Origin of the sequence: Mycobacterium sp., assembly GCF_032159765.1 — a bacterium.
Classification (GTDB): domain Bacteria; phylum Actinomycetota; class Actinomycetes; order Mycobacteriales; family Mycobacteriaceae; genus Mycobacterium.
In genome coordinates this window covers 76,372-101,956 of the sequence record NZ_JAVHWM010000134.1, presented here as the reverse complement: position 1 = coordinate 101,956, position 25,585 = coordinate 76,372, and the positions used below count along the sequence as shown (strand labels likewise).

Here is a 25,585-nt window from a genome sequence, read left to right as displayed (position 1 = left end):
TTCGTCGGTCCCACGGCGATCGCATTTGTCACCGGCGAGCCGGTCGATGTCGCGAAGGCGCTGAAGAAGTTCGCCAAGGACCACAAGGCACTGGTGATCAAGGGCGGCTACATGGACGGCCGCGCGCTGACGGTCGCCGAGGTCGAGAAGATCGCCGACCTGGAGTCGCGCGAGGTGCTGCTGGCGAAGCTGGCAGGCGCGATGAAGGGCAATCTGAGCAAGGCCGCCGGCCTGTTCAACGCTCCGGCGTCGCAGGTGGCACGGCTGCTCGCCGCGCTGCAGGAGAAGAAGGAAAGCGAGTCACCCGCGGCTGCCGCATCCGACTCCGCACCCGAATCCACCGAGACAGAACCGGCTGCCGAGCCCGAACCGGCCGCCGCCGAATAACCACAAAAACCCCGTTAAGAAAGGACCACCACCATGGCCAAGATGTCCACTGACCAGTTGCTCGACACGTTCAAAGAGATGACGCTGCTGGAGCTCTCCGACTTCGTGAAGGCGTTCGAGGAGACCTTCGAGGTCACCGCCGCGGCGCCAGTCGCGGTCGCCGCCGCCCCCGGTGCCGCCGCGGGTGCGCCCGCTGAGGCCGCCGAAGAGCAGACCGAGTTCGACGTCGTTCTCGAGGCCGCCGGCGAAAAGAAGATCGGCGTGATCAAGGTCGTCCGCGAGATCGTCTCGGGCCTGGGCCTCAAGGAGGCAAAGGATCTCGTCGACAGCGCTCCGAAGGCGATCCTCGAAAACGCGCCCAAGGAAGCCGCCGAGGAGGCCAAGACGAAGCTCGAGGCCGCCGGCGCGACAGTCACCGTCAAGTAAGTCCCGCAGAGAGGGCCGCCCCCGCCCCGGAGCGGTCCTTTCGCATGTCACAACCTGGCCCGATAAGTGTTGGCTCCTGCGCTCGTAAGCTACAGTGACTCAAGCCACAAGCGGGAGGGCCGTGGCGAGAAGACTGGAAGGATCGCGCGTGACGGGCATCGGCATTCAGGTTCAGGGGCTGACCAAGTCCTTCGGTTCCCAGCGAATCTGGGAAGACGTCACGTTCGACCTACCGCCGGGTGAGGTCAGCGTACTCCTGGGCCCCTCGGGTACCGGCAAATCCGTCTTCTTGAAGTCGCTGATCGGGTTGCTGCGCCCGGAGCGCGGCAGCATCGTCATCGACGGCACCAACATCATCGAGAGCTCTTCCAAGGAGCTCTACGAGATCCGCAAGCTATTCGGCGTGATGTTCCAGGACGGCGCGCTGTTCGGATCCATGAGCCTGTATGACAACACCGCTTTCCCACTGCGTGAGCACACGAAGAAGAAGGAAAGCGAAATCCGCAACGTCGTCATGGAGAAGCTCGACATGGTGGGCCTCACCGGCGACGAGAAGAAGTTCCCCGGTGAAATCTCCGGCGGTATGCGCAAGCGTGCCGGCCTGGCCCGCTCCCTGGTGCTCGACCCTCAGATCATCCTTTGCGACGAGCCCGACTCCGGCCTTGACCCGGTCCGCACGGCCTACCTGAGCCAGCTGTTGATCGACATCAACGCCCAGATCGACTGCACCATCCTGATCGTCACGCACAACATCAACATCGCCCGGACGGTGCCGGACAACATGGGCATGCTGTTCCGCAAGCATCTCGTCATGTTCGGCCCGCGCGAGGTGCTGCTGACCAGCGACGAGCCCGTCGTGCGTCAGTTCCTCAACGGCCGCCGGCTCGGTCCGATCGGCATGTCCGAGGAGAAGGACGAGTCGACGATGGCCGAGGAACAGGCGATGGCCGACGCCGGTCACCACGACGGCGGCGTCGAAGAGATCGAGGGCGTGCCGCCCCAGATCATGGCGACGCCGGGCATGCCGGAGCGGCAAGCCGTCAACCGCAGACGCGAGCGCGTCGCGCAGATTCTGCCCACCCTGCCGCCTGCCGCGCAGGAAGCGATCCGCGACGACCTCGAGGGCACGCACAAGTACCACGCGAGCGAGTTCGGTGACAGCGATGCCACGGAGGGCCGCCACTACGGCGACGACGCACCCACCGCGCGCTATAGCGACGATGCACCGACCGGACGCATCCCGGCGGTCGAGGAACGCTAGGCGCCATTCGGGGCACCGAATGACGACCGACCGGGCACGGCTCGGTGTCATTCTCGCGGCCGCAGCCGGGTTCTTCGACATTCTGCTTGTCACACTGGTCAACACGCTGACGGGCCCGTTGGGCGCGGCACAGAACTAGAGGCGCACGGCCAACTCGGTCAGGCCCGCCGCCACGACGGCCACGTTGTAGCCCGTGGTGAACAACATCTCTCGGCCGTCCAGGCTGAACGACCGGGGGTATCCCGCGTGCCCGGACGCGCCGTCCCTGCGCACACCGTCGGCCGTCGTCGCGGCAGCGGTGGACAACCGAGTGAAGGCGCCGGCGGCGGGATCGCCCCCGAACAGGCCGAGCTGGGCCGGGAACCGGATCCAGTCGTCCGGGGCGAGCATGACGAACACTCGGCCCGGTTCCATCCCGAGCTGGGCCTCGTCGCGGGCGTAGAAACCCGCCGATCCGTAGGCGACATAGTCGTCGACGACGGCGCCGGCGCCGTCATGCAACGCCAGGCCGGCGACCAGCGATCCGTACGAATGACCGACCAGCGTCAGGTGCAGGCGCGGGTGTACGGATGTCTCGCGCACGGCACGCAGGTACTTGGCCAAGGCCGGTGCCGCGCGGAAAGCGCGCCCGCGAAGCGCCGCCGATCCCTGCCAGGGTGGCGTGTCGTACCAGATCCAGGCCACGGCGGCGACGGTCTCGCCGCCGCGACCAACGCGCTCGAGCTGCGCGAGCGCCTCGTCGCGCACCGAGGCCGTCTCCCTGGCCATGCCCTCGACGGTGCACGCGAAGTCCACCTGCGCGCCCATACCGGGAACCGACACCACCACATGATCGGCAATTTCTGGATTACCGTGCGCCACAATCGCTTTGACGTTCTTGCCCGAGCAGTCGAAGGCGATCAAGCGAATGTCGGTGTAGGTGTCCAAGCTCATCTGCAACCCGTCGAGCGCGCGCAGCCTCGAGCGCAGCCGATCACCGCGAGTCCTGCGCGGCAACCGCAGACGCCGCCGGGTCGGCGGGTGCGCGGCGTCCCACCGGCCGAGCTCCGCCTCTAGGCGTGCGCGCTCGCCGTGCAGCCACGCTCGGTTCGCTCTGTCACGAACGTCGACCGGCGCCCCATCGCGGTTGCGCAGCGGCATCAGCAGGGCGTCACCGGTCAGCCTGACGCGGCCCGTCCAGCGCCGGGGCAGCCGGGAGCGCCATGCGGGGCTTCTGGTCAACACCTTCGCGGCTCCCTCGTGCGTTCCGGTAGACGAACACAGCTACAACGTTCGGACCACGCGCCGGCATCCCCGATATGCACAGATTTTTTACGGCGCCGAGGCCATCATCATGGCGTTTCCTCTTGACTGGGCGCGTTGGACGCGTCAGTCTGTTGGGCAGCATGTGGATTGTTCGCAGTACAGGACGCCAGCCAGCGCCTTTAGTTCCGCATGCCCGCGGTTGAGGAATACGCCGTCCTGCGGTATGGTTGGACGTTGCGCTGGCTGCCTCCTGCCCACCTCACCTGCACCTGACACCGTGGTCCACGCCTGAGCCCTCGACGGGCGTGCTGTGCGTGCTCTCGTGAACCGGACAGGTCGTCAGCCGGTGTGAACCGACGCAGATGAGCGACGAAGCCGGATCAGCCAGGCTGTATGTCGCATGAGGTGCTGGAAGGACGCATCTTGGCAGTCTCCCGCCAGAGCAAGTCAGTAGCTACAGCCAACAGCTCCGTACCCGGAGCCCCCGATCGAATCTCTTTCGCAAAGTTGCGTGAACCGCTTGAGGTTCCCGGTCTGCTCGACGTGCAGACCGACTCGTTCGAGTGGCTCATCGGCTCCGAGCGCTGGCGTGATATGGCCACCGCGCGCGGGGACGTGGCGCCGGTAGGCGGCTTGGAAGAGGTTCTCACAGAGCTGTCCCCGATCGAGGACTTCTCGGGACAGATGTCGCTGTCATTCTCCGATCCGCGCTTCGACGAGGTGAAGGCGCCGGTCAACGAGTGCAAGGAGAAGGACCAGACCTACGCCGCGCCGCTGTTCGTGACGGCGGAGTTCATCAACAACAACACCGGCGAGATCAAGAGCCAGACGGTGTTCATGGGTGACTTCCCGATGATGACGGAGAAGGGCACCTTCATCATCAACGGCACCGAGCGCGTCGTCGTGTCCCAGCTCGTCCGGTCGCCGGGCGTGTACTTCGACCACTCCGTCGACAAGGGCACTGAGAAAGACCTGCACTCCGTCAAGGTGATCCCCGGTCGCGGTGCATGGTTGGAGTTCGACATCGACAAGCGCGACACCGTCGGCGTCCGGATCGACCGCAAGCGCCGCCAGCCCGTCACCGTTCTGCTCAAGGCGTTGGGCTGGACCAACGAGCGGATCCGCGAGCGCTTCGGCTTCTCCGAGATCATGATGGGGACGCTGGAGAAGGACAACACCGCAGGCACCGACGAGGCGTTGCTGGACATCTACCGCAAGCTGCGTCCGGGCGAGCCGCCCACCAAGGAGTCGGCGCAGACGCTGCTGGAGAACCTGTTCTTCAAGGAGAAGCGTTATGACCTGGCCCGGGTGGGCCGCTACAAGGTCAACAAAAAGCTGGGCCTGCACGCAGGCGAGCCGATCACCACGTCGACGCTGACCGAAGAGGACATCGTCGCCACCATCGAGTACCTGGTGCGCCTGCACGAGGGCCAGACCTTGATGACGGCGCCCGGCGGCGTCGAGGTGCCCGTCGAGGTCGACGACATCGACCACTTCGGAAACCGCCGCCTGCGCACGGTCGGGGAGCTGATCCAGAACCAGATCCGGGTCGGCCTGTCCCGCATGGAGCGCGTGGTCCGCGAGCGGATGACCACCCAGGACGTCGAGGCGATCACGCCGCAGACGCTGATCAACATCCGTCCGGTCGTTGCCGCGATCAAGGAGTTCTTCGGCACCAGCCAGCTGTCGCAGTTCATGGACCAGAACAACCCGCTGTCCGGCCTCACCCACAAGCGCCGCCTGTCGGCGCTCGGCCCCGGCGGCCTGTCCCGTGAGCGCGCCGGCCTCGAGGTCCGCGACGTGCACTCCAGCCACTACGGCCGGATGTGTCCGATCGAGACCCCGGAGGGTCCGAACATCGGCCTGATCGGGTCGCTGTCGGTGTACGCGCGGGTGAACCCGTTCGGCTTCATCGAGACGCCCTACCGCAGGGTCGTCGACGGCGTGGTCACCGACGAGATCCAGTACCTGACCGCCGACGAGGAGGACCGCCACGTCGTGGCGCAGGCCAACTCGCCGATCGACCCCGAGGGCCGGTTCACCGAATCCCGGGTTCTGGTGCGACGCAAGGGCGGCGAGGTCGAGTACGTCAGCTCCGCTGAAGTCGACTACATGGACGTGTCGCCGCGCCAGATGGTGTCGGTGGCCACGGCCATGATCCCGTTCCTCGAGCACGACGACGCCAACCGCGCGCTGATGGGCGCGAACATGCAGCGTCAGGCGGTGCCGCTGGTACGCAGCGAGGCCCCGCTCGTCGGCACCGGCATGGAGCTGCGTGCCGCGATCGACGCCGGCGACGTCGTCGTCGCCGAGAAGAGCGGCGTGGTCGAGGAGGTGTCGGCCGACTACATCACCGTGATGGCCGACGACGGCACCCGGCGCAGCTACCAGCTGCGCAAGTTCGCCCGGTCCAACCACGGCACGTGCGCCAACCAGCGCCCGATCGTGGACGCCGGGCAGCGGGTGGAGACCGGTCAGGTGATCGCCGACGGTCCGTGTACCGATCAGGGCGAGATGGCCCTGGGCAAGAACCTGCTCGTCGCCGTCATGCCGTGGGAGGGGCACAACTACGAGGACGCGATCATCCTGTCCAACCGGCTCGTCGAAGAGGACGTTCTCACCTCGATCCACATCGAGGAGCATGAGATCGACGCCCGAGACACCAAGCTGGGCGCCGAGGAGATCACCCGCGACATCCCGAACGTGTCCGACGAGGTGCTCGCTGACCTCGACGAGCGCGGCATCGTCCGCATCGGTGCAGAGGTCCGCGACGGCGACATCCTTGTTGGCAAGGTCACCCCGAAGGGCGAGACCGAGCTGACCCCCGAGGAGCGGCTGCTGCGCGCGATCTTCGGCGAGAAGGCGCGCGAGGTGCGCGACACGTCGCTGAAGGTGCCGCACGGTGAGTCCGGCAAGGTGATCGGCGTGCGGATGTTCAGCCGCGACGAGGACGACGAGCTGCCAGCCGGCGTCAACGAGCTGGTCCGGGTCTACGTCGCGCAGAAGCGCAAGATCTCCGACGGCGACAAGCTCGCCGGCCGGCACGGCAACAAGGGCGTGATCGGCAAGATCCTTGCGGTCGAGGACATGCCGTTCCTGCCCGACGGCACCCCTGTCGACATCATCCTGAACACACACGGTGTGCCGCGACGGATGAACATCGGTCAGATCCTGGAGACCCACCTGGGGTGGGTGGCCAAGAGCGGCTGGAAGGTCGACGGGTCGCCGGACTGGGCGGCCAATCTGCCCGAAGCGATGCTGGAGGCGGTGCCGGAGACGATCGTCGCGACGCCGGTGTTCGACGGCGCCCGCGAGGAGGAGCTGCAGGGTCTGCTGTCGTCGACACTGCCAAGCCGCGACGGCGACGTCCTGGTGGACTCCGACGGCAAGGCCGTGCTCTACGACGGCCGCAGCGGCGAACCGTTCCCGTACCCGGTGACGGTCGGCTACATGTACATCCTCAAGCTGCACCACCTGGTGGACGACAAGATCCACGCGCGCTCCACTGGCCCGTACTCGATGATCACCCAGCAGCCGCTGGGCGGTAAGGCGCAGTTCGGTGGTCAGCGGTTCGGCGAGATGGAGTGCTGGGCCATGCAGGCCTACGGCGCGGCGTACACGCTGCAGGAGCTGTTGACCATCAAGTCCGACGACACGGTCGGCCGGGTCAAGGTGTACGAGGCGATCGTCAAGGGCGAGAACATCCCCGAGCCGGGCATTCCCGAGTCGTTCAAGGTGCTGCTCAAAGAGCTGCAGTCGCTGTGCCTCAACGTCGAGGTGTTGTCTTCGGACGGCGCCGCGATCGAGATGCGCGACGGCGACGACGAGGACCTGGAGCGCGCTGCGGCGAACCTGGGAATCAACTTGTCCCGCAACGAATCTGCTTCTGTCGAAGACCTTGCTTAGGTATTTGTTTTTGATTTCTAGTCCCGAAAGGGGAAAGGGAGTTACGTGCTAGACGTCAACTTCTTCGATGAACTCCGCATCGGCCTTGCCACTGCGGAGGACATCCGTAACTGGTCCTTCGGTGAGGTCAAGAAGCCGGAGACCATCAACTACCGCACGCTGAAGCCGGAGAAGGACGGCCTGTTCTGCGAGAAGATCTTCGGACCCACTCGCGACTGGGAGTGCTACTGCGGCAAGTACAAGCGCGTCCGCTTCAAGGGCATCATCTGCGAGCGCTGCGGCGTCGAGGTGACGCGCGCCAAGGTGCGTCGTGAGCGGATGGGCCACATCGAGCTGGCCGCGCCGGTCACGCACATCTGGTACTTCAAGGGCGTCCCGTCGCGGCTGGGCTACCTGTTGGACCTCGCGCCAAAGGATCTCGAGAAGATCATCTACTTCGCGGCCTACGTCATCACGGCCGTCGACGACGAGATGCGTCACAACGAAATGTCGACTCTGTCCGCCGAGATGGAGGTCGAGAAGAAGGCCATCGAGGATCAGCGTGACATCGACCTGGCCGAGCGTGCCCAGAAGCTCGAGGCCGACCTCGCCGAGCTGGAGAAGGAAGGCGCCAAGTCCGACGTGCGCCGCAAGGTGCGCGACGGTGGCGAGCGCGAGATGCGCCAGTTGCGCGATCGGTCTCAGCGCGAGCTGGCCCGGCTCGAGGAGATCTGGACGACGTTCACCAAGCTGGCTCCCAAGCAGCTGATCGTCGACGAGGTGCTCTACCGCGAGCTCGTCGACCGCTACGGGGAGTACTTCATCGGCTCGATGGGTGCCGAGGCGATCCAGAAGCTGATCGAGAACTTCGACATCGACGCCGAGGCGGAGATCCTGCGTGAGGTCATCCGAAGTGGCAAGGGGCAGAAGAAGCTTCGCGCCCTCAAGCGCCTGAAGGTGGTCGCGGCGTTCCAGCAGTCGGGCAACTCGCCGATGGGGATGGTGCTCGACGCGGTGCCGGTGATCCCGCCGGAACTGCGCCCGATGGTGCAGCTCGACGGTGGCCGGTTCGCCACGAGCGACCTCAACGACCTGTACCGCCGCGTGATCAACCGCAACAACCGCCTCAAGAGGCTGATCGATCTCGGCGCGCCCGAGATCATCGTCAACAACGAGAAGCGGATGCTGCAGGAGTCGGTGGACGCGCTGTTCGACAACGGCCGGCGCGGCCGCCCTGTCACCGGGCCGGGCAACCGTCCGCTGAAGTCGCTGTCGGATCTGTTGAAGGGCAAGCAGGGCCGGTTCCGTCAGAACCTGCTCGGCAAGCGCGTCGACTACTCCGGCCGTTCGGTCATCGTGGTCGGCCCGCAGCTCAAGCTGCATCAGTGCGGTCTGCCCAAGCTGATGGCGCTGGAGCTGTTCAAGCCGTTCGTGATGAAGCGGCTCGTCGACCTCAACCACGCGCAGAACATCAAGAGCGCCAAGCGAATGGTGGAGCGTCAGCGTCCGCAGGTGTGGGACGTTCTCGAAGAGGTCATCGGCGAGCACCCCGTCCTACTGAACCGCGCACCTACGCTGCACCGCCTCGGCATTCAGGCGTTCGAGCCGATGCTGGTGGAAGGCAAGGCGATTCAGCTTCACCCGCTGGTGTGTGAGGCCTTCAACGCCGACTTCGACGGCGACCAGATGGCCGTGCATCTGCCGCTGTCGGCGGAGGCGCAGGCCGAGGCCCGCATCCTGATGCTGTCCTCCAACAACATCCTGTCGCCGGCATCGGGCAAGCCGCTGGCCATGCCGCGTCTGGACATGGTGACCGGCCTGTACTTCCTGACCACCGAGGTTCCCGGCGACACAGGCCAATACCAGCCTGCCGCCAAGGATCGACCGGAGTCGGGTGTGTACAGCTCACCGGCCGAAGCCATCATGGCGATGGACCGCGGTGCACTGTCCGTGCGTGCCCGGATCAGGGTGCGTCTGACGCAGCTGCGGCCGCCTGCCGAACTCGAAGCCGAGCTGTTCGGCGACGAGGGCTGGAAGTTGGGCGATCCGTGGATGATCGAGACCACGCTCGGTCGGGTGATGTTCAACGAGCTGATGCCTCGGGGCTATGCGTTCATCAACGAGCAGATGCACAAGAAGGTCCAGGCCCGGATCATCAACGACCTGGCCGAGCGCTACCCAATGATCGTCGTCGCGCAGACCGTCGACAAGCTCAAGGACGCCGGCTTCTACTGGGCCACCCGCTCGGGTGTCACCGTGTCGATGGCCGACGTGCTGGTGCCACCGGAGAAGGGCGAGATCCTCGAGCGCTACGAGAAGGAAGCCGACGGGATCGAGAAGAAGTACCAGCGCGGCGCGCTCAACCACGACGAGCGCAACGAGGCGTTGGTGAAGATCTGGCAGGACGCCACTGAGGAGGTCGGCCAGGCGCTGCGGTCGCACTACCCGCCGGACAACCCGATCATCACGATCGTGGAGTCGGGCGCGACGGGTAACTTCACCCAGACGCGGACGTTGGCAGGCATGAAGGGCTTGGTGACCAACCCGAAGGGTGAGTTCATCCCGCGGCCGATCAAGTCGTCTTTCCGTGAGGGCCTCACCGTGCTGGAGTACTTCATCAACACGCACGGTGCACGAAAGGGCTTGGCCGACACCGCGTTGCGTACCGCCGACTCGGGCTATCTGACCCGTCGTCTGGTGGACGTGTCGCAGGACGTGATCGTTCGCGAGCACGACTGCGGCACCGAGCGCGGCGTCAACGTCCGGCTCGCGGAGCGCCAAGGCGGCGAGTTGGTCAAGGACCAGTACGTCGAAACCTCGGCGTACGCACGGACTTTGGCCGAAGACGCGACCGATGCGAAGGGCAACGTGCTCGTCGAGAAGGGTCACGATCTCGGCGACCCCGCGATCGACCTGTTGTTGGCCAACGACATTTCGCAGGTGCGGGTCCGGTCGGTGCTGACGTGCGCGAGCGCCAATGGTGTGTGTGCGATGTGCTACGGCCGCTCGATGGCCACCGGCAAGCTCGTCGACATCGGCGAGGCGGTCGGCATCGTCGCCGCGCAGTCGATCGGTGAGCCCGGCACGCAGCTGACCATGCGGACGTTCCACCAGGGTGGCGTTTCCGGCGGCGCTGACATCGTCGGTGGTCTGCCTCGGGTGCAGGAGCTGTTCGAGGCCCGCATCCCGCGGGACAAGGCGCCCATCGCCGAGGTCGCCGGACGGATCCGGATCGAAGAGGGCGAGAAGTTCTACAAGATCACCATCATTCCGGACGACGGTAGCGAAGAAATCGTGTACGACAAGCTGTCTCGTCGTCAGCGGCTGAAGGTCGTTGTGCACGAGGACGGTACCGAAGGCCTCGTGCGTGACGGCGACCACGTCGACGTCGGCGACCAGCTGATGGAGGGCTCGGCCGATCCGCACGAAGTGCTGCGCGTACAGGGCCCGCGTGAGGTGCAACTGCACCTGGTCCACGAGGTCCAAGAGGTCTACCGCGCGCAGGGTGTGTCGATCCACGACAAGCACATCGAAGTGATTGTCCGGCAGATGCTTCGGCGCGTGACGATAATCGACTCGGGCAGCACGGAGTTCCTGCCCGGTTCGCTGACCGAACGCTCGGAGTTCGAGTCCGCCAACCGTCGGGTGGTGGCCGAGGGTGGCGAGCCCGCGGCCGGTCGCCCGGTGCTGATGGGTATCACAAAGGCGTCGCTGGCCACCGACTCGTGGCTGAGCGCGGCCTCGTTCCAGGAGACCACACGTGTGCTTACCGATGCGGCCATCAACTGTCGCAGCGACAAGCTCCAGGGTCTGAAGGAGAACGTGATCATCGGCAAGCTGATCCCGGCAGGCACCGGCATCAACCGGTACCGCAACATCCAGGTGCAGCCGACCGAAGAGGCCAGGGCCGCCGCGTACACGATCCCCAGCTACGAGGATCAGTACTACAGCCCCGACTTCGGCCAGGCCACCGGTGCCGCAGTGCCGTTGGACGACTACGGCTACAGCGACTACCGCTAGTCAATTACGAAGGGGCCCCCGCGATTTCGGTCGCGGGGGCTTTTTCGTGCTCGGCGTCAGGGTCTGGCCACAGCGGCTTCAATCTCGGCAACCCGGGCAGCGGGCAGACCCCACGGCTTGTCGACCCCGACATGTTCGTCGAGATCCCACAGCACGCACTTTTCACCGGGCCTTGCGACCAGGGTCCACGCGAGGACCGTCCGGCGAAGCTGCTCATCGGGCGGATCGTTAACTCCTGAAACGCTTTTAGGCGCGCCGCCGTCGGGATGATGGTGAAGAAACCGGCCGTACGCCGCTTCGCAGAACGCCGAATACCTTGCGGTGCACAGGATCAGACCGTGCCACGCCTCGTCCACCGCATGCGAAGGCATTCCGATCACCTGGTCGTCGGCGAGCGCGGGCGCGCAGCAACGAAGCCACTGCCGCAATCCCACATCGACGAGTTCGCGGGGCTGCCATGGGCACGTCTTGAACACGGCCTCGGGAAGCTCGAGGTCCGTCACTGCGGTGAACACTCGGTCGAACCGATCCCGACGGCTGCGCCGCACCTTTGCACTCTATGTGCAAAGCAACCCCCGGCGTAGTCTTTGCCCATGAGCGACACCACTCTGACGGTGATCGTCGTCGCGGCGTTTGTGGCTTTATGTCTTACGGCGTTGGTGATGGCTACCCGCCGGAGTGCCAGGAGAAGTCGCAAGTACTGGGCGACCGGAGCTGGTGCCGGCGAAGCGGGCAGCTACTACGCGGGCGGAAGTTGTGGTGGCGGGTCAAGCGACGGCGGCCACGGCGGCCACGGCGGCCACGGCGGGCATGGGCACAGCGGGTGCGGGGGTGGGCATAGCGGCTGCGGTGGCGGCTCTAGCTGCGGCGGTGGCGGCTGCGGAGGAGGAAGCAGCTAAGCGTCAGCCGTGCGGCATCGACGACTCGTTGCCCTCCGCGGGTCCGCAGTCCTTCCATTGGCCGTCTTTCTTTGACGAATGACTCGCGGTGAATGTTGTTGTGCGGTGTGGACTTCGAGACGACGAACGTTAAAGTGGCGGTGGCGTGTTCGCCCGAAACCACGATGTTGTCCACGCCAGTTTTGACTGGCCCGCTCACGTCGAGGTTCTTGCGTATTTCGTTGCTCGTCTGCAGCGTCGCCCGGTATGCCTTGCAGAACTGCTCTGCAAATGCGGTGGCGTCACCGCGGTTCCAGGCCGCGTCGGCCGCCGCTACGTTCGCCCTGATCTGGTCTTCCGGCGAACTCGGGGGTTCTTATTCATGACGACGAGAACGATGACCACCGCGGCCACACCGACGACGCCGACCAACGCGGCGATCACAAGCCCTAGCTTCGCTCGCTTCGGCGGCTGCGACTGCGACGGCGGCTGCGGCGCCGGTCCCCACGTCGGATCTTCCACGTACCCTCCCGAGTGACCCGGTGGCTTCGTGCCCGGATGCTATCAGCGCTTGCGGTGGGCACCCTCCGTCCTCGCGCCGAACCAATGCTTTTCACCCGTACTGTGAAATTGTGTCGGTCCGAATCGTCGCGCTGCTCGCGACGGTCGTGGTGCTCGCCGGATGCTCGTCAAGCCCGCGCGGCACCGCGGAGCCCGGAGCCAACATCCCCGACGGCAACACCAGCCGTGTCATTAACGTCGGCGGGCTGGACCGCACCTACCGAGTGCATAAACCAGCCGGCCTGCCGGCGTCGGCGCCACTTGTGGTCATGCTCCACGGCGGCTTCGGTAGTGGCGAGCAAGCCGAAAGAGCCTACGGGTGGGACCAATTGGCAGACACCGCGAAATTCGTCGTGGCCTATCCCGACGGGATCGCGCGGGCCTGGAACGTCAACGGCTGCTGTGGCCGGCCCGGCCGCGACGGGATCGACGACGTCGGTTTCATCACGGCGATGATCGACCAGATCTCCAGCGGCGCAGGCATCGACCGATCGCGGATCTATGCCACCGGCATCAGCAACGGCGGCATGATGAGCTACACGCTGGCCTGCAACACCAATGTGTTGGCCGCGATAGGTCCGGATTCGGCGACGCAACTGGACCCGTGTCGTACGCCGCACCCCACGTCCGTGATGCACATCCACGGCACCGCCGACCGGCTGATTCGCCCCGCGAGGGCGGCCCAGGCGCCGGGGTCGCTCACATCAACGGGCCGCCGGTGCCCGACCTCAACACGTTCTGGCGCAACGTCGACCAGTGCGGCGCGCCCGTCGTCTCGACGCGCGGACCCGTCACCACCTCGACCGCCGGCTGCGCCGATGGCCGCAGCGTCGCCTTGATCACCGTCGACGGCGGCGGGCACCAGTGGCCCGCATTCGCGACGCAACGGCTCTGGGATTTCTTCGCCGCCCACCACGCATAGAGTGGCGCGGTGTGCGACTGATTGCGATACTCGCCAGCCTCAGCCTTGTAATCGGCTGCAGCGTTATCGAGGATTTCCTCGTCCCGTCGCACAGGTACACCTTTTCCTACGACGGCATGGAGCGCACCTACCGCCTCTACGAGCCCAAAGGCCTGCCCCAGAATGCGCCGCTGGTCGTGATGCTGCACGGCCTGTACGGACGATCGGCCCCGGTCGAGGGATCGATGAAATGGGACAAGCAGGCCGACGCCTACAAGTTCAAGGTCGCCTACCCGGACGGGGTAGGTCATAGCTGGAACGCCCACGGGTGCTGCGGTGAAGCGGCTGAGAAGAATATCAACGACATCGGCTTCCTCACCGCGATGGTCAACCGTATCCCGGGTGTCGACAGGACCCGCGTGTATGCCGCCGGAATGAGCAACGGCGGGATGATGGCCTACACGCTGGCCTGCACCACGGACGTGTTCGCGGCGATCGGCCCCGTCGCCTCAACCCAGGTGGACACGTGCCGGAATCCGCACCCCACCTCGGTGCTGGCGTATCACAACCTCGACGACGCGACTGTGCCCTTCAGTGGCACGCCCAAAGGCGGGGAGTTTCGGGTCGATGCCCCTCCGGTGAATGACGTCATCGAGGGCTGGCGCCGCGTCGACGCGTGCGGTCCGCCCGTGGTGACCGTGGTGGCGCCGCGAACAACGTCGACGGCGACGTGTGCCGACAATCGCGAGATCGAGCTGATCACCAACGCCGACGGCGGGCATGCGTGGCCAACCGATTTCGAGGCAGGGCTGTGGACATTCTTCGCCCAGCACTCCAAATAGCGCCCCTTCTCAACGCCGAAATTCACGTTATGCAGCGGAAGTGCGAGTGGACGTCTGCATAGCGTGAATCTCTACGATGCGGGCAGTGGCTACGCGTTCCCCGCTCCGGGAAGTATTACGCTTTGTTGTCCGGCTGTCGGGAAAATGTAATACTGCGGGTATGCCCGACACGCACATCGTCACCAACCAAGCTCCGCCGCTGGAGAACTACAACCCTGCCGCCTCTCCGGTCCTCATCGAGGCGGTCATCCGGGAAGGCGGCCAGTGGGGCCTCGACGAGATCACCGAGCTCGGCGCGTTGTCCGGCTCCGCGCAGGCGCAAAGGTGGGGCGAGCTCGCCGACCGCCACCGCCCGGTGCTGCGCACCCACGACCGATACGGCCACCGCATCGACGAGGTGGAGTACGACCCTGCCTACCACGAGCTGATGCGCGTCGCGATCGGTCACGGACTGCACGCGGCTCCGTGGGAGGACGACCGGCCAGGCTCTCATGTGGTCCGCGCCGCGAAGACGTCGGTGTGGACGGCGGAGCCCGGCCATATGTGCCCGATCTCGATGACGTACGCCGTTATCCCTGCGCTGCGCTTCAACCCCGAGCTCGCGGCCGTTTACGAGCCGCTGCTGACCAGCCGCGAGTACGACCCGGAACTCAAGGTTCCGGCCACGAAGGTCGGCATCACCGCCGGCATGTCGATGACCGAGAAGCAGGGTGGCTCCGACGTGCGTGCGGGCACCACCCAGGCGACGCCGAATGCCGATGGCACCTACAGCATTACGGGACACAAGTGGTTCACGTCCGCGCCGATGTGCGATGTATTCCTCGTGCTCGCGCAGGCGCCAGGAGGGCTGTCGTGCTTCTTTCTCCCGCGCGTGCTGCCCGACGGCACCCGCAATCGAATGTTCTTGCAGCGCCTCAAGGATAAGCTCGGCAACCACGCGAACGCCTCCAGCGAGGTCGAGTACGACGGTGCGACCGCGTGGTTGGTGGGCGAAGAGGGCCGCGGTGTTCCCACGATCATCGAGATGGTCAACCTCACCCGGCTGGATTGCACACTCGGCAGTGCCACGAGCATGCGCAGTGGGCTCACCAGGGCGATCCACCACGCCCAGCATCGGAAAGCCTTCGGCGAGTACCTGATTGACCAGCCGTTGATGCGAAACGTGCTTGCTGACCTCGCCGTCGAGGCGGAGGCCGCGACGATGATCGCGATCCGGATGGCGGGCGCGACGGACAACGCTACGCGGGGTGACGAGACTGAGGCACTGCTGCGCCGGATCGGGCTTGCCGCCGCCAAGTACTGGGTGTGCAAGCGAGCCACCCCGCATGCCGGCGAGGCGATGGAGTGCCTTGGTGGCAACGGGTACGTCGAGGAGTCCGGCATGCCGCGGCTGTACCGCGAGGCTCCGCTGATGGGCATCTGGGAAGGCTCCGGCAATGTCAGCGCCCTGGATACGTTGCGCGCCATGGCAACTCGGCCCGAGAGCATCGAGGTCCTCTTCAAGGAACTCGCGCTGAGCTCCGGGCAGGACCCACGCCTGGACGCACACGTCGACGGACTGCGGCCCCAGCTCGAGGATCTCGAGACGATTCAGTACCGGGCCCGCAAGGTCGCTGAGGACATCTGCCTCGCTCTTCAAGGCTCGTTGCTGGTCCGGCACGGCCATCCCGCGGTGGCGGAGGCATTCCTCGCGACAAGGCTCGGCGGCCAGTGGGGCGGCGCGTTCGGCACCATGCCCGTGGGCGTCGACGTCGCGCCGATCCTCGAGCGCGCACTGGTCAAGGGATAAGGGCGGATCGCACATGACACACGCGATCAGGCCCGTCGACTTCGACAACCTCAAGACGATGACCTATGAGGTCACCGACCGGGTGGCCCGAATCACGTTCAACCGTCCCGAAAAGGGCAATGCGATCGTCGCCGACACTCCGCTGGAACTCTCGGCCCTCGTCGAGCAGGCGGATCTCGATCCGAACGTGCACGTGATTCTGGTGTCCGGCCGCGGGGGAGGGTTCTGCGCCGGTTTCGATCTCAGTGCCTACGCCGAGGGGTCGTCATCGGCGGGCGGGGGCAGTCCGTACAAGGGCACCGTGCTCGACGGCAAAACGCAGGCGATCAACCACATGGCGGACAAGCCATGGGACCCGATGATCGACTATCAGATGATGAGCCGCTTCGTGCGGGGATTTTCCAGCCTGATGCGCGCCGACAAGCCGACGGTCGTGAAGATTCACGGCTACTGCGTGGCCGGTGGCACCGACATCGCGCTGCATGCCGACCAGGTGATCGCCGCCGCTGACGCCAAGATCGGCTATCCGCCGACACGTGTGTGGGGTGTGCCGGCCGCGGGCATGTGGGCGCACCGCCTCGGCGATCAACGCGCGAAACGTCTTCTGCTGACCGGGGATTGCATCACCGGCGCACAGGCTGCCGAGTGGGGACTGGCCGTCGAGGCGCCGGATCCCGCCGAACTCGACGAGCGCACTGAGCGATTGGTGGAACGCATCGCCGCGGTGCCGGTGAACCAGCTGATCATGGTGAAGCTTGCGATGAACACGGCGCTGTACAGCCAGGGCGTCGCGAACAGCGCGATGGTCTCCACGGTCTTCGACGGGATCGCGCGGCACACACCCGAGGGCCACGACTTCGTCGCCGATGCGCGCCAGCACGGTTTCCGTGAGGCCGTGCGTCACCGTGACGAGCCGTTCGGCGACTACGGCCGCCGCGCGTCGCAGGTTTAGCATCGTGGCGCGCACGCTGACCCGGATGACCGCCCGCTCCGTCGTCCTCAGCGTCCTGCTCGGCGCCCACCCGGCGTGGGCAACCGCGGCCGAGTTGATCAGGCTCACCGCAGATTTCGATATCAAGGAGGCCACCCTCCGGGTGGCGCTCACGCGAATGGTCAGTGCAGGCGATCTCGTCCGCTCCGACGACGGCTACCGGTTGTCCGACCGACTTCTCGCACGCCAGCGGCGCCAGGACGACGCGATCAACCCACAGCTGAGGTCGTGGGACGGGACGTGGACGACCCTGATCATCACCTCTGTGGGAGTCGACGCGCGCACTCGGTCGGCATTACGAAACAGTCTGCAGCAGAGCAGATTTGCCGAACTTCGTGAAGGTGTCTGGTTGCGGCCGGACAACCTCAAGGTCGAGCTGCCCCGAGATGTTCTGCGTCGGGTCCGGGTGTTGCACGGCTACGACGACAGCCCCGAGGAGCTCGTCGGCCAGTTGTGGAACCTCAAGCGCTGGGCGAGCACTGGCCAGCAGCTGCTCGACGAAAGCACCTCAGCCGCAGACATTCCCAGCCGATTCATCGCGGCCGCCGCGATCGTGCGCCACCTGCTCACTGATCCAGTGCTGCCCGATGAACTGCTGCCGGACAGCTGGCCGGGTGCGGCCTTGCGCCAGTACTACGCAGAATTCGCCGCCGAGTTGGTGGCACGACGGAACGCATCAGAGTTGATGGAGGCGACATCATGAGCGACGAGGTACGCGTCGAGCGACGGGGCCATGTCACCACAGTGATCATCAACCGGCCGACGGCACGAAACGCCGTCAACGGCCCGACGGCTGCGAAGCTGGTGGCCGCTTTCGAGGAGTTCGATGCCGATGACGACGCACGAGTCGCGGTGTTGTGGGGAGACAACGGAACGTTTTGCGCCGGTGCCGATCTCAAGGCATTCGGTACACCGGAGACCAACCAGACGCACCGCACCGGTCCCGGTCCGATGGGCCCGACGCGCATGGTGCTGTCGAAGCCGGTGATCGCTGCGGTGAGCGGGTACGCCGTGGCGGGTGGCATCGAGCTGGCGTTGTGGTGCGACATGCGGGTCGCCGAGGAGGACGCAGTGTTCGGGGTGTTCTGCCGGCGGTGGGGCGTGCCCCTGATCGACGGCGGGACGGTCAGGCTGCCAAGGCTGATAGGGCACAGCCGCGCGATGGACATGATCCTCACCGGACGAGGGGTCGGTGCGGCGGAGGCGCACGCGATGGGGCTGGCCAACCGTGTCGTGCCGAAAGGCCAAGCGCGGCAAGCTGCCGAGGAGCTGGCGGCCGAGCTGGCCGCTCTGCCCCAGCAGTGCCTGCGGGCAGACCGGCTGTCGGCGCTCAATCAGTGGGGAATGTCGGAGGCCGACGCGATCGACTTCGAGTTCGGCAACTTGACCCGGGTGGCAGCTGAGGCGCTGGAAGGTGCGGGACGCTTCGCGGCGGGTGCCGGTCGGCACGGCACGCCGGCGTAGCGCTCAGGCCGGCGTGCGGTCGATGTGGTTGGTCATCCCGAGTTCGCGGCCCCGGTCCAGGATGTAGGGATCGCCGTTGTGGAACATCACCGTCTGGTTGAACCCGTACACGGTGATGTCGTCGGTGACGGTGTCGGCGATGATGATGTTGTCAGAGCCCTGGACCGTCACCGCATAGCAGGTGCCGGCGGCGTTGATCAGGTTGCTCGATCCGTTGACGAACAGCGTTCCGCCGTTGCAGTCGAACGTCAGCTCCTGGCCGACGCCGATGATGTGGGTGTCGCCTTCGCCTCGGGCATGCGCCGTCGGTATCGATAGCAGCGGAAGGATCAGGCAGGTGGCGGCTGCACCACATGCAACGGTTCGCTTCAACGTCGCCCCCTGGTCTCAGGTGTCCCTGACGGGCAAAGCCTACGTCGCAACCGGTCCGGGCGGAATCAGTTGGGCCGATCCGGCCAGGTCGCGGATGCCTGTGGCCGTCGGTACCGTCGAGCAATGAGCTGGCGTGCGCTGACAGCTGCCGTCGCGGCCCTGTCTCTGGTCGTGGCCGTCGACGGCTGCTCCCGCACGGTCTCCGGTGAGCCTCAGCGTGCCACCGAGAAAGCCAACGTCGCCGACCACGGATACGGATACACCGACGATCGGTGCGGGCTGTTGGCGGACATCACCGTTCAGCAACTGGTTGGGGCCGACCACCTGGTCCGTCCGTATAGCGGCGCCGTCTGTCAATACATACTCATGCACACGTCCACCGTCATCGATCTCACGTATTCGTGGTTCGAGACCGGCACCCTGGATCGTGAGCGGGCCCTTGCCCAAGCGAACCAAGCGCAGATCAGCGACGCCCTCGTCGAACGCCATCAGGCTTTCACTGCCCGTCGGGCGGTCACCGGGAACGCGTGCTCTGCGACCGCGGCCACCAATCCGGGGGTGGCCAGCTGGTGGGTCCAGATCCGCGGCGACGCCGCGATCGATCCGTGCCAAAAGGCGCAAGAGCTGTTGGCGAAGACCCTTGCGTCGGATCTCTGAGATGACCGATCTGCGCACGACGAGACGCGTGATGGCCGCTGTCGCGATTGCCGCCGGTGTTGCCGGCTGCGGCGCCCCCACGCAAGCGCCGTCGGCGTCGCCGACCCCCAAGCCGGAAGGGTTCCGCAGCGGTCAGTGCAACCTCGTCTCCGACGAGGAGGTCGCCAGCCTCGGCGGACCGGGACGTTTCGACAAGGTCGTCGTCAACGAGGCCGGCTGTTTCTGGCAGGAGAACACGATGATCGCCACCGTCGGCGCCGGCATGGGAATCTCGACGTGGTGGTACCGAGGCAGTGATCTCGACGTCGAGCGGTCCCTGGAACAAAAAGCCGGCCGCGAGATCAAGGAACTCACGGTGCACGGCAACGGCGGCTTTCAGGCCGCCGACCCGAACGTCTGCAGCGTGTACGTCGCCAAGGGCTCCGACGTGATCACCTGGTCGGTCCAGACATTGAACCCGTCGAGCCTTCCTGAGCTGTGCTCGATCGTCGACCGGCTGGCCCAGCTGTCACAGGACCGCGTCAACTGATCCTCGCGCGACGGCTACAGTTGCTCGTCTACTGGCGAAAAGAGGATAGGACGTGCCAACGGCTCGCGGGTCGGGACGAACGACCAAGCTGAGCCGCGACGTCATCGTCAATGCCGCACTGACGTTCCTCGACCGCGAGGGCTGGGACGCGTTGACGATCAACGCTCTGGCGGCTCAGTTGGGAACCAAGGGCCCGTCACTGTACAACCACGTCAACAGCCTCGATGACCTGCGCCGATCCGTACGCAAACGAGTGGTCGGCGACATCATCGCGATGTTGGGCACGGTCGGGCAGGGCCGCACCCGCGACGACGCCGTGCTGGTGATGGCCGGCGCGTACCGCAGCTATGCGCATCACCACCCGGGTCGGTACTCCGCGTTCACCCGGATGCCGCTCGCAGGTGGTGACGACCCGGAGTTCACGGCCGTTGCGCGTGGTGCCGCTGAGCCGATCCTCGCGGTGCTGGCCTCCTACGGTCTCGACGGCGAGGACGCGTTCTACGCCGCGTTGGAGTTCTGGGCCGCGCTCCACGGCTTCGTCCTTCTGGAGATGACCGGGGTGATGGCGGGTATCGACGTGGACGCGGTGTTCTCCGATATGGTCCTGCGCCTAGCAGCGGGAATGCAGACTCGCTAGGTAGCCCCAAGGCTGTCGGCGGCGACAAACTGCGTCGTGACCTGCGTCGACGGTCGGCACAACGAGTTTGTTTGGTCGGTATCCGCCCTGGTATCGTGGTGGTCCGTGCCTGGCTGTTAGGCGCCTGCGGTTGACGCATGCCTGTACGCCGGGCCCATTCGCATGTCCACGAAGCCACGGTCGAGACCACGGCGGACGCATGCGACACGCCCGGCCTCGGGGTGACCGAGCGGGGCGAAACCGCAGTACAGAGAAGTTTGAAGAGACCTGAAGCAAGAGACCTGAAGATCGAAAGAGAAAGCCGGTAGATGCCAACCATCCAGCAGCTGGTCCGCAAAGGGCGCCGCGACAAGATCGCCAAGGTGAAGACCGCGGCGCTTAAGGGCAGCCCGCAGCGCCGCGGCGTGTGCACCCGCGTGTACACCACCACCCCGAAGAAGCCGAACTCGGCACTTCGGAAGGTCGCGCGCGTCAAGCTGACCAGCCAGGTCGAGGTGACCGCCTACATCCCGGGCGAGGGCCACAACCTGCAGGAGCACTCGATGGTGCTGGTGCGCGGCGGTCGTGTGAAGGACTTGCCCGGCGTGCGGTACAAGATCATCCGCGGGTCGCTGGACACGCAAGGCGTGAAGAACCGCAAGCAAGCCCGCAGCCGTTACGGCGCCAAGAAGGAGAAGAGCTGATGCCGCGCAAGGGCCCCGCACCCAAGCGTCCGCTGGTCAACGACCCGGTCTACGGGTCGCAGCTGGTCACCCAGTTGGTGAACAAAATTCTGCTCAAAGGGAAGAAATCGCTGGCCGAACGCATTGTTTATGATGCGCTCGAACAGGCCCGCGACAAGACGGGCACCGACCCGGTGGTCACCCTCAAGCGCGCTCTCGACAACGTCAAGCCCGCCCTCGAGGTCCGCAGCCGCCGCGTCGGCGGTGCGACTTATCAGGTTCCCGTCGAGGTGCGCCCCGACCGCTCTACCACGCTGGCGCTGCGCTGGCTGGTGGGCTACTCGCGGCAACGGCGCGAGAAGACGATGGTCGAACGACTGGCCAACGAGATTCTCGATGCGAGCAACGGGCTGGGTGCCGCCGTGAAACGTCGCGAGGACACCCACAAGATGGCCGAGGCGAACCGGGCCTTCGCGCACTACCGCTGGTGACCGCCGGCGGCAGTGCGGCCGCGCGATCTGATGTCGCCGCCGTCGCGGCTCCGAGCGCAACGACAACACCAACCAAGCAACCGAAAGAGTGAAATTCCCGTGGCACAGGACGTGCTGACCGATCTCACGAAGGTCCGCAATATCGGCATCATGGCGCACATCGATGCCGGCAAGACGACGACCACCGAGCGCATCCTCTACTACACCGGTATCAGCTACAAGATCGGTGAGGTGCACGACGGTGCCGCCACCATGGACTGGATGGAGCAGGAGCAGGAGCGGGGTATCACGATCACCTCGGCTGCCACCACCTGCTTCTGGGACGGCAACCAGATCAACATCATCGACACCCCCGGGCACGTCGACTTCACCGTCGAGGTGGAGCGCAGTTTGCGTGTGCTCGATGGTGCCGTCGCCGTGTTCGACGGCAAGGAGGGCGTGGAGCCGCAGTCCGAGCAGGTGTGGCGCCAGGCCGACAAGTACAACGTCCCGCGGATCTGCTTCGTCAACAAGATGGACAAGATCGGCGCCGACTTCTATTTCTCCGTGAAGACGATGGAAGATCGTCTGGGCGCCAACGTGATTCCGATCCAGCTCCCGGTCGGGTCCGAGGGTGACTTCGAGGGCGTCGTCGACCTTGTCGAGATGAGGGCCAAGGTCTGGCGCGGCGAGACGAAGCTCGGCGAGAAGTACGACGTCGTCGACATCCCGGCCGAGCTCCAGGACAAGGCCGACGAGTACCGGACGAAGCTCCTCGAGGCGGTCGCCGAGACCGACGAGGCGCTGCTGGAGAAGTACCTGGGTGGCGACGAGTTGTCGGTCGAAGAGATCAAGGGTGCGCTGCGCAAGCTCACCATCAACTCCGACGCCTACCTCGTGCTGTGCGGCAGCGCGTTCAAGAACAAGGGCGTGCAGCCCATGCTCGACGCGGTGATCGACTACCTGCCGTCGCCGCTAGACGTGCCGCCCGCGGTTGGCCATGCACCCGGCAAAGAGGACGAGGAGGTCGTGCGCAAGCCGTCGACCGACGAGCCGTTCTCGGCGCTGGCGTTCAAGGTCGCCACGCACCCGTTCTTCGGCAAGCTCACCTATGTCCGCGTCTACTCGGGCAAGGTCGATTCCGGCTCACAGGTCATCAACGCCACCAAGGGTAAGAAGGAGCGTCTAGGCAAGCTGTTCCAGATGCACTCCAATAAGGAGAACCCGGTGGAGACGGCGTCGGCGGGCCACATCTACGCGGTGATCGGACTGAAGGACACCACCACCGGCGACACCCTGAGCGATCCGAACCACCAGGTCGTGCTGGAGTCGATGACGTTCCCCGATCCGGTGATCGAGGTGGCCATCGAGCCCAAGACCAAGAGTGATCAGGAGAAGCTGAGCCTGTCGATCCAGAAGCTCGCCGAGGAGGATCCGACCTTCAAGGTGCACCAGGACGTCGAGACCGGTCAGACGGTCATCGGCGGCATGGGTGAGCTACACCTGGACATCCTGGTGGACCGGATGCGTCGCGAGTTCAGGGTCGAGGCCAACGTCGGCAAGCCGCAGGTGGCCTACAAGGAGACCATCAAGCGCGTCGTGGACAAGGTCGAGTTCACCCACAAGAAGCAGACGGGTGGGTCGGGTCAGTTCGCGAAGGTGATCATCTCCATCGAGCCGTTCACCGGTGAGGATGGGGCGACCTACGAGTTCGAGAACAAGGTCACCGGTGGCCGGATACCGCGCGAGTACATCCCTTCGGTGGACGCCGGCGCGCAGGATGCGATGCAGTACGGCGTGTTGGCCGGCTATCCGCTGGTGAACCTGAAGGTGACGTTGCTCGACGGTGCCTACCACGACGTCGACTCGTCGGAAATGGCGTTCAAGATTGCCGGCTCGCAGGTCCTGAAAAAGGCTGCGCAGCAAGCGCAACCGGTGATCCTGGAGCCGATCATGGCCGTCGAGGTCACGACGCCCGAGGATTACATGGGCGACGTGATCGGCGACCTGAACTCCCGCCGTGGTCAGATCCAGGCCATGGAGGAGCGGGCAGGTGCACGTGTGGTGAAAGCCCATGTGCCACTGTCGGAGATGTTCGGCTACGTCGGCGACCTTCGGTCGAAGACCCAGGGCCGGGCGAACTACTCCATGGTGTTCGACAGCTACGCCGAGGTTCCGGCGCAGGTGTCGAAGGAGATCATCGCGAAGGCGACGGGGCAGTGAGCATCGAGGCCGTAGGCCGAGGAGCGGAGCTGGCCCGGAGTCGAGCAATCGGCATCGCGAAGGCGACGGGGCAGTAATCTGACCTGTCGCCCGGGCGGCGAACTACAAGTGCAAAGATCAACCCTGCTTTACAAGAAGCACCAACAGAAGTCCAGGAGGACAACACAGTGGCGAAGGCGAAGTTCGAGCGGACGAAGCCGCACGTCAACATCGGGACCATTGGTCACGTTGACCACGGCAAGACGACGCTGACCGCAGCAATCACCAAGGTTCTGCATGACAAGTACCCGGCGTTGAACGAGTCGCGCGCATTCGACCAGATCGACAATGCGCCCGAGGAGCGTCAGCGCGGTATTACCATCAACATCTCGCATGTTGAGTACCAGACCGAGAAGCGTCACTATGCGCACGTCGACGCCCCGGGCCACGCCGACTACATCAAGAACATGATCACCGGCGCCGCCCAGATGGACGGCGCGATCCTCGTGGTCGCCGCCACTGACGGCCCGATGCCGCAGACGCGTGAGCACGTGCTGCTCGCTCGTCAGGTCGGCGTGCCCTACATCCTGGTCGCGCTGAACAAGGCCGACGCAGTCGACGACGAGGAGCTGCTCGAGCTCGTCGAGCTGGAGGTCCGCGAATTGCTGGCCGCCCAGGAGTTCGACGAGGACGCCCCCGTCGTGCGGGTATCGGCGCTCAAAGCCCTTGAGGGCGACGCGAAGTGGGTCGAGTCGATCGAAGAGCTGATGGCCGCGGTCGACGAGTCGATCCCGGATCCGGTGCGCGAGACGGACAAGCCATTCCTGATGCCCGTCGAGGACGTCTTCACGATCACCGGCCGCGGCACCGTGGTCACCGGTCGTGTGGAGCGTGGCGTGGTCAACGTGAATGAGGAAGTCGAGATCGTCGGCATCAAGCCGTCCAGCACCAAGACCACCGTCACCGGAGTCGAGATGTTCCGCAAGCTGCTCGACCAGGGCCAGGCCGGCGACAACGTCGGTCTGCTGCTGCGCGGCATCAAGCGCGAGGACGTCGAGCGCGGTCAGGTCGTGGTCAAGCCCGGCACCACCACGCCGCACACCGAGTTCGAAGGCCAGGTCTACATCCTGTCCAAGGACGAGGGCGGCCGGCACACGCCGTTCTTCAACAACTACCGTCCGCAGTTCTACTTCCGCACCACCGACGTGACCGGTGTGGTGACGCTGCCCGAGGGCACGGAGATGGTGATGCCCGGTGACAACACCAACATCTCGGTGAAGCTGATCCAGCCCGTCGCCATGGACGAGGGTCTGCGGTTCGCGATCCGCGAGGGCGGCCGCACCGTCGGCGCCGGCCGGGTCGTCAAGATCAACAAGTAAATTCAGCACGCCGCAAGTGGCGCTCAT

At 65.5% G+C, this 25,585-nt stretch carries 21 protein-coding genes and 2 pseudogenes; 19 read left to right on the top strand and 4 right to left on the bottom strand.

From position 1 onward, the window contains the following. From rplJ to QOH60_RS15650, 3 genes are all read left to right on the top strand, one after another. The coding region (gene rplJ / locus QOH60_RS15660; protein WP_526421900.1) for a 50S ribosomal protein L10 at nt 1-387 on the top strand (387 nt) is incomplete at its 5' end. Between the two features lie 33 nt (nt 388-420). After that, nucleotides 421-813, top strand: a complete 393-nt coding sequence (gene rplL / locus QOH60_RS15655; RefSeq protein WP_526421898.1) for a 50S ribosomal protein L7/L12 — start codon at nt 421-423, stop codon at nt 811-813. Between the two features lie 148 nt (nt 814-961). Continuing rightward, nucleotides 962-2,074, top strand: a complete 1,113-nt coding sequence (locus tag QOH60_RS15650) for an ABC transporter ATP-binding protein (protein WP_526421896.1) — start codon at nt 962-964, stop codon at nt 2,072-2,074. 135 nt (nt 2,075-2,209) lie between these two features. Here QOH60_RS15650 and QOH60_RS15645 read toward each other — a convergent pair whose 3' ends face one another. Next, nucleotides 2,210-3,298 (bottom strand): alpha/beta hydrolase, encoded by a 1,089-nt coding sequence (locus QOH60_RS15645; RefSeq protein ID WP_526421894.1) that lies wholly within the window; start codon nt 3,296-3,298, stop codon nt 2,210-2,212. A gap of 444 nt (nt 3,299-3,742) precedes the next feature. Between QOH60_RS15645 and rpoB the strand changes: the two genes are divergently transcribed. Beyond that, nucleotides 3,743-7,225, top strand: a complete 3,483-nt coding sequence (gene rpoB, locus QOH60_RS15640; RefSeq protein ID WP_526421892.1) for a DNA-directed RNA polymerase subunit beta — start codon at nt 3,743-3,745, stop codon at nt 7,223-7,225. Nucleotides 7,226-7,270: 45 nt separating this feature from the next. After that, nucleotides 7,271-11,224, top strand: coding sequence for a DNA-directed RNA polymerase subunit beta' (locus QOH60_RS15635; protein WP_526421890.1), 3,954 nt, complete (start codon nt 7,271-7,273; stop codon nt 11,222-11,224). A 56-nt stretch (nt 11,225-11,280) separates the two neighbouring features. Here QOH60_RS15635 and QOH60_RS15630 read toward each other — a convergent pair whose 3' ends face one another. Further along, entirely contained in the window at nt 11,281-11,772 is a 492-nt protein-coding gene (locus QOH60_RS15630) for a UCP032817 domain-containing protein (protein WP_526421888.1), read from the bottom strand. A gap of 211 nt (nt 11,773-11,983) precedes the next feature. On the opposite strand from QOH60_RS15630, the gene QOH60_RS15625 reads away from it, so the two are divergent. Continuing rightward, nucleotides 11,984-12,205: a hypothetical protein gene (locus QOH60_RS15625; RefSeq protein ID WP_526421886.1), complete on the top strand. Its 222-nt coding sequence runs from the start codon at nt 11,984-11,986 to the stop codon at nt 12,203-12,205. A gap of 51 nt (nt 12,206-12,256) precedes the next feature. Here QOH60_RS15625 and QOH60_RS15620 read toward each other — a convergent pair. After that, nucleotides 12,257-12,451 (bottom strand): annotated as a pseudogene (locus tag QOH60_RS15620) (hypothetical protein); the annotation flags it as partial. Nucleotides 12,452-12,734: 283 nt separating this feature from the next. On the opposite strand from QOH60_RS15620, the pseudogene QOH60_RS15615 reads away from it, so the two are divergent. The 6 genes and pseudogenes from QOH60_RS15615 (at nt 12,735) to QOH60_RS15590 (ending at nt 18,650) form a co-directional block, all read left to right on the top strand. Continuing rightward, nucleotides 12,735-13,585 (top strand): annotated as a pseudogene (locus QOH60_RS15615) (CE1 family esterase). Between the two features lie 11 nt (nt 13,586-13,596). Continuing rightward, the gene (locus tag QOH60_RS15610; RefSeq protein ID WP_526421884.1) at nt 13,597-14,406 is read left to right on the top strand and encodes a CE1 family esterase; all 810 of its coding nucleotides are present in this window, start codon (nt 13,597-13,599) and stop codon (nt 14,404-14,406) included. Between the two features lie 160 nt (nt 14,407-14,566). Next, nucleotides 14,567-16,195 (top strand): acyl-CoA dehydrogenase family protein, encoded by a 1,629-nt coding sequence (locus QOH60_RS15605; protein WP_526421882.1) that lies wholly within the window; start codon nt 14,567-14,569, stop codon nt 16,193-16,195. 13 nt (nt 16,196-16,208) lie between these two features. After that, nucleotides 16,209-17,147 carry an enoyl-CoA hydratase/isomerase family protein gene (locus QOH60_RS15600; RefSeq protein ID WP_526421880.1) on the top strand — a complete coding sequence of 313 codons (939 nt, stop codon included), beginning with the start codon at nt 16,209-16,211 and terminating at the stop codon, nt 17,145-17,147. Between the two features lie 25 nt (nt 17,148-17,172). Next, a complete protein-coding gene (locus QOH60_RS15595; protein WP_526421912.1) occupies nt 17,173-17,889 on the top strand; it encodes a PaaX family transcriptional regulator C-terminal domain-containing protein in 717 nt (238 codons plus the stop codon). Then, nucleotides 17,886-18,650, top strand: coding sequence for a crotonase/enoyl-CoA hydratase family protein (locus QOH60_RS15590; RefSeq protein WP_526421878.1), 765 nt, complete (start codon nt 17,886-17,888; stop codon nt 18,648-18,650). Before QOH60_RS15595 ends, QOH60_RS15590 begins: the two co-directional genes overlap by 4 nt. Before the next feature lie 3 nt (nt 18,651-18,653). Here the strand turns inward: QOH60_RS15590 and QOH60_RS15585 are convergent, their stop codons facing one another. Further along, nucleotides 18,654-19,022: a DUF3060 domain-containing protein gene (locus QOH60_RS15585; RefSeq protein ID WP_526421876.1), complete on the bottom strand. Its 369-nt coding sequence runs from the start codon at nt 19,020-19,022 to the stop codon at nt 18,654-18,656. Nucleotides 19,023-19,145: 123 nt separating this feature from the next. Here QOH60_RS15585 and QOH60_RS15580 point away from each other — a divergent pair, with 123 nt between their 5' ends. The 7 genes from QOH60_RS15580 (at nt 19,146) to tuf (ending at nt 25,558) form a co-directional block, all read left to right on the top strand. Continuing rightward, on the top strand, nt 19,146-19,679 hold the full coding sequence (locus QOH60_RS15580; protein WP_526421874.1) for a DUF3558 family protein: 534 nt from the start codon (nt 19,146-19,148) through the stop codon (nt 19,677-19,679). A gap of 1 nt (nt 19,680) precedes the next feature. Further along, the gene (locus QOH60_RS15575) at nt 19,681-20,208 is read left to right on the top strand and encodes a DUF3558 family protein (RefSeq protein WP_526421872.1); all 528 of its coding nucleotides are present in this window, start codon (nt 19,681-19,683) and stop codon (nt 20,206-20,208) included. A gap of 52 nt (nt 20,209-20,260) precedes the next feature. Beyond that, a complete protein-coding gene (locus QOH60_RS15570; protein ID WP_526421870.1) occupies nt 20,261-20,845 on the top strand; it encodes a TetR/AcrR family transcriptional regulator in 585 nt (194 codons plus the stop codon). Nucleotides 20,846-21,153: 308 nt separating this feature from the next. Further along, a complete protein-coding gene (rpsL, locus tag QOH60_RS15565; protein ID WP_007167812.1) occupies nt 21,154-21,528 on the top strand; it encodes a 30S ribosomal protein S12 in 375 nt (124 codons plus the stop codon). Next, a complete protein-coding gene (gene rpsG, locus QOH60_RS15560) occupies nt 21,528-21,998 on the top strand; it encodes a 30S ribosomal protein S7 (protein WP_526421868.1) in 471 nt (156 codons plus the stop codon). Before rpsL ends, rpsG begins: the two co-directional genes overlap by 1 nt. 99 nt (nt 21,999-22,097) lie before the next feature. Then, nucleotides 22,098-24,200 (top strand): elongation factor G, encoded by a 2,103-nt coding sequence (gene fusA / locus QOH60_RS15555; RefSeq protein ID WP_526421866.1) that lies wholly within the window; start codon nt 22,098-22,100, stop codon nt 24,198-24,200. Nucleotides 24,201-24,367: 167 nt separating this feature from the next. Then, nucleotides 24,368-25,558 (top strand): elongation factor Tu, encoded by a 1,191-nt coding sequence (gene tuf / locus QOH60_RS15550; protein ID WP_526421864.1) that lies wholly within the window; start codon nt 24,368-24,370, stop codon nt 25,556-25,558. Nucleotides 25,559-25,585 lie beyond the last annotated feature (27 nt).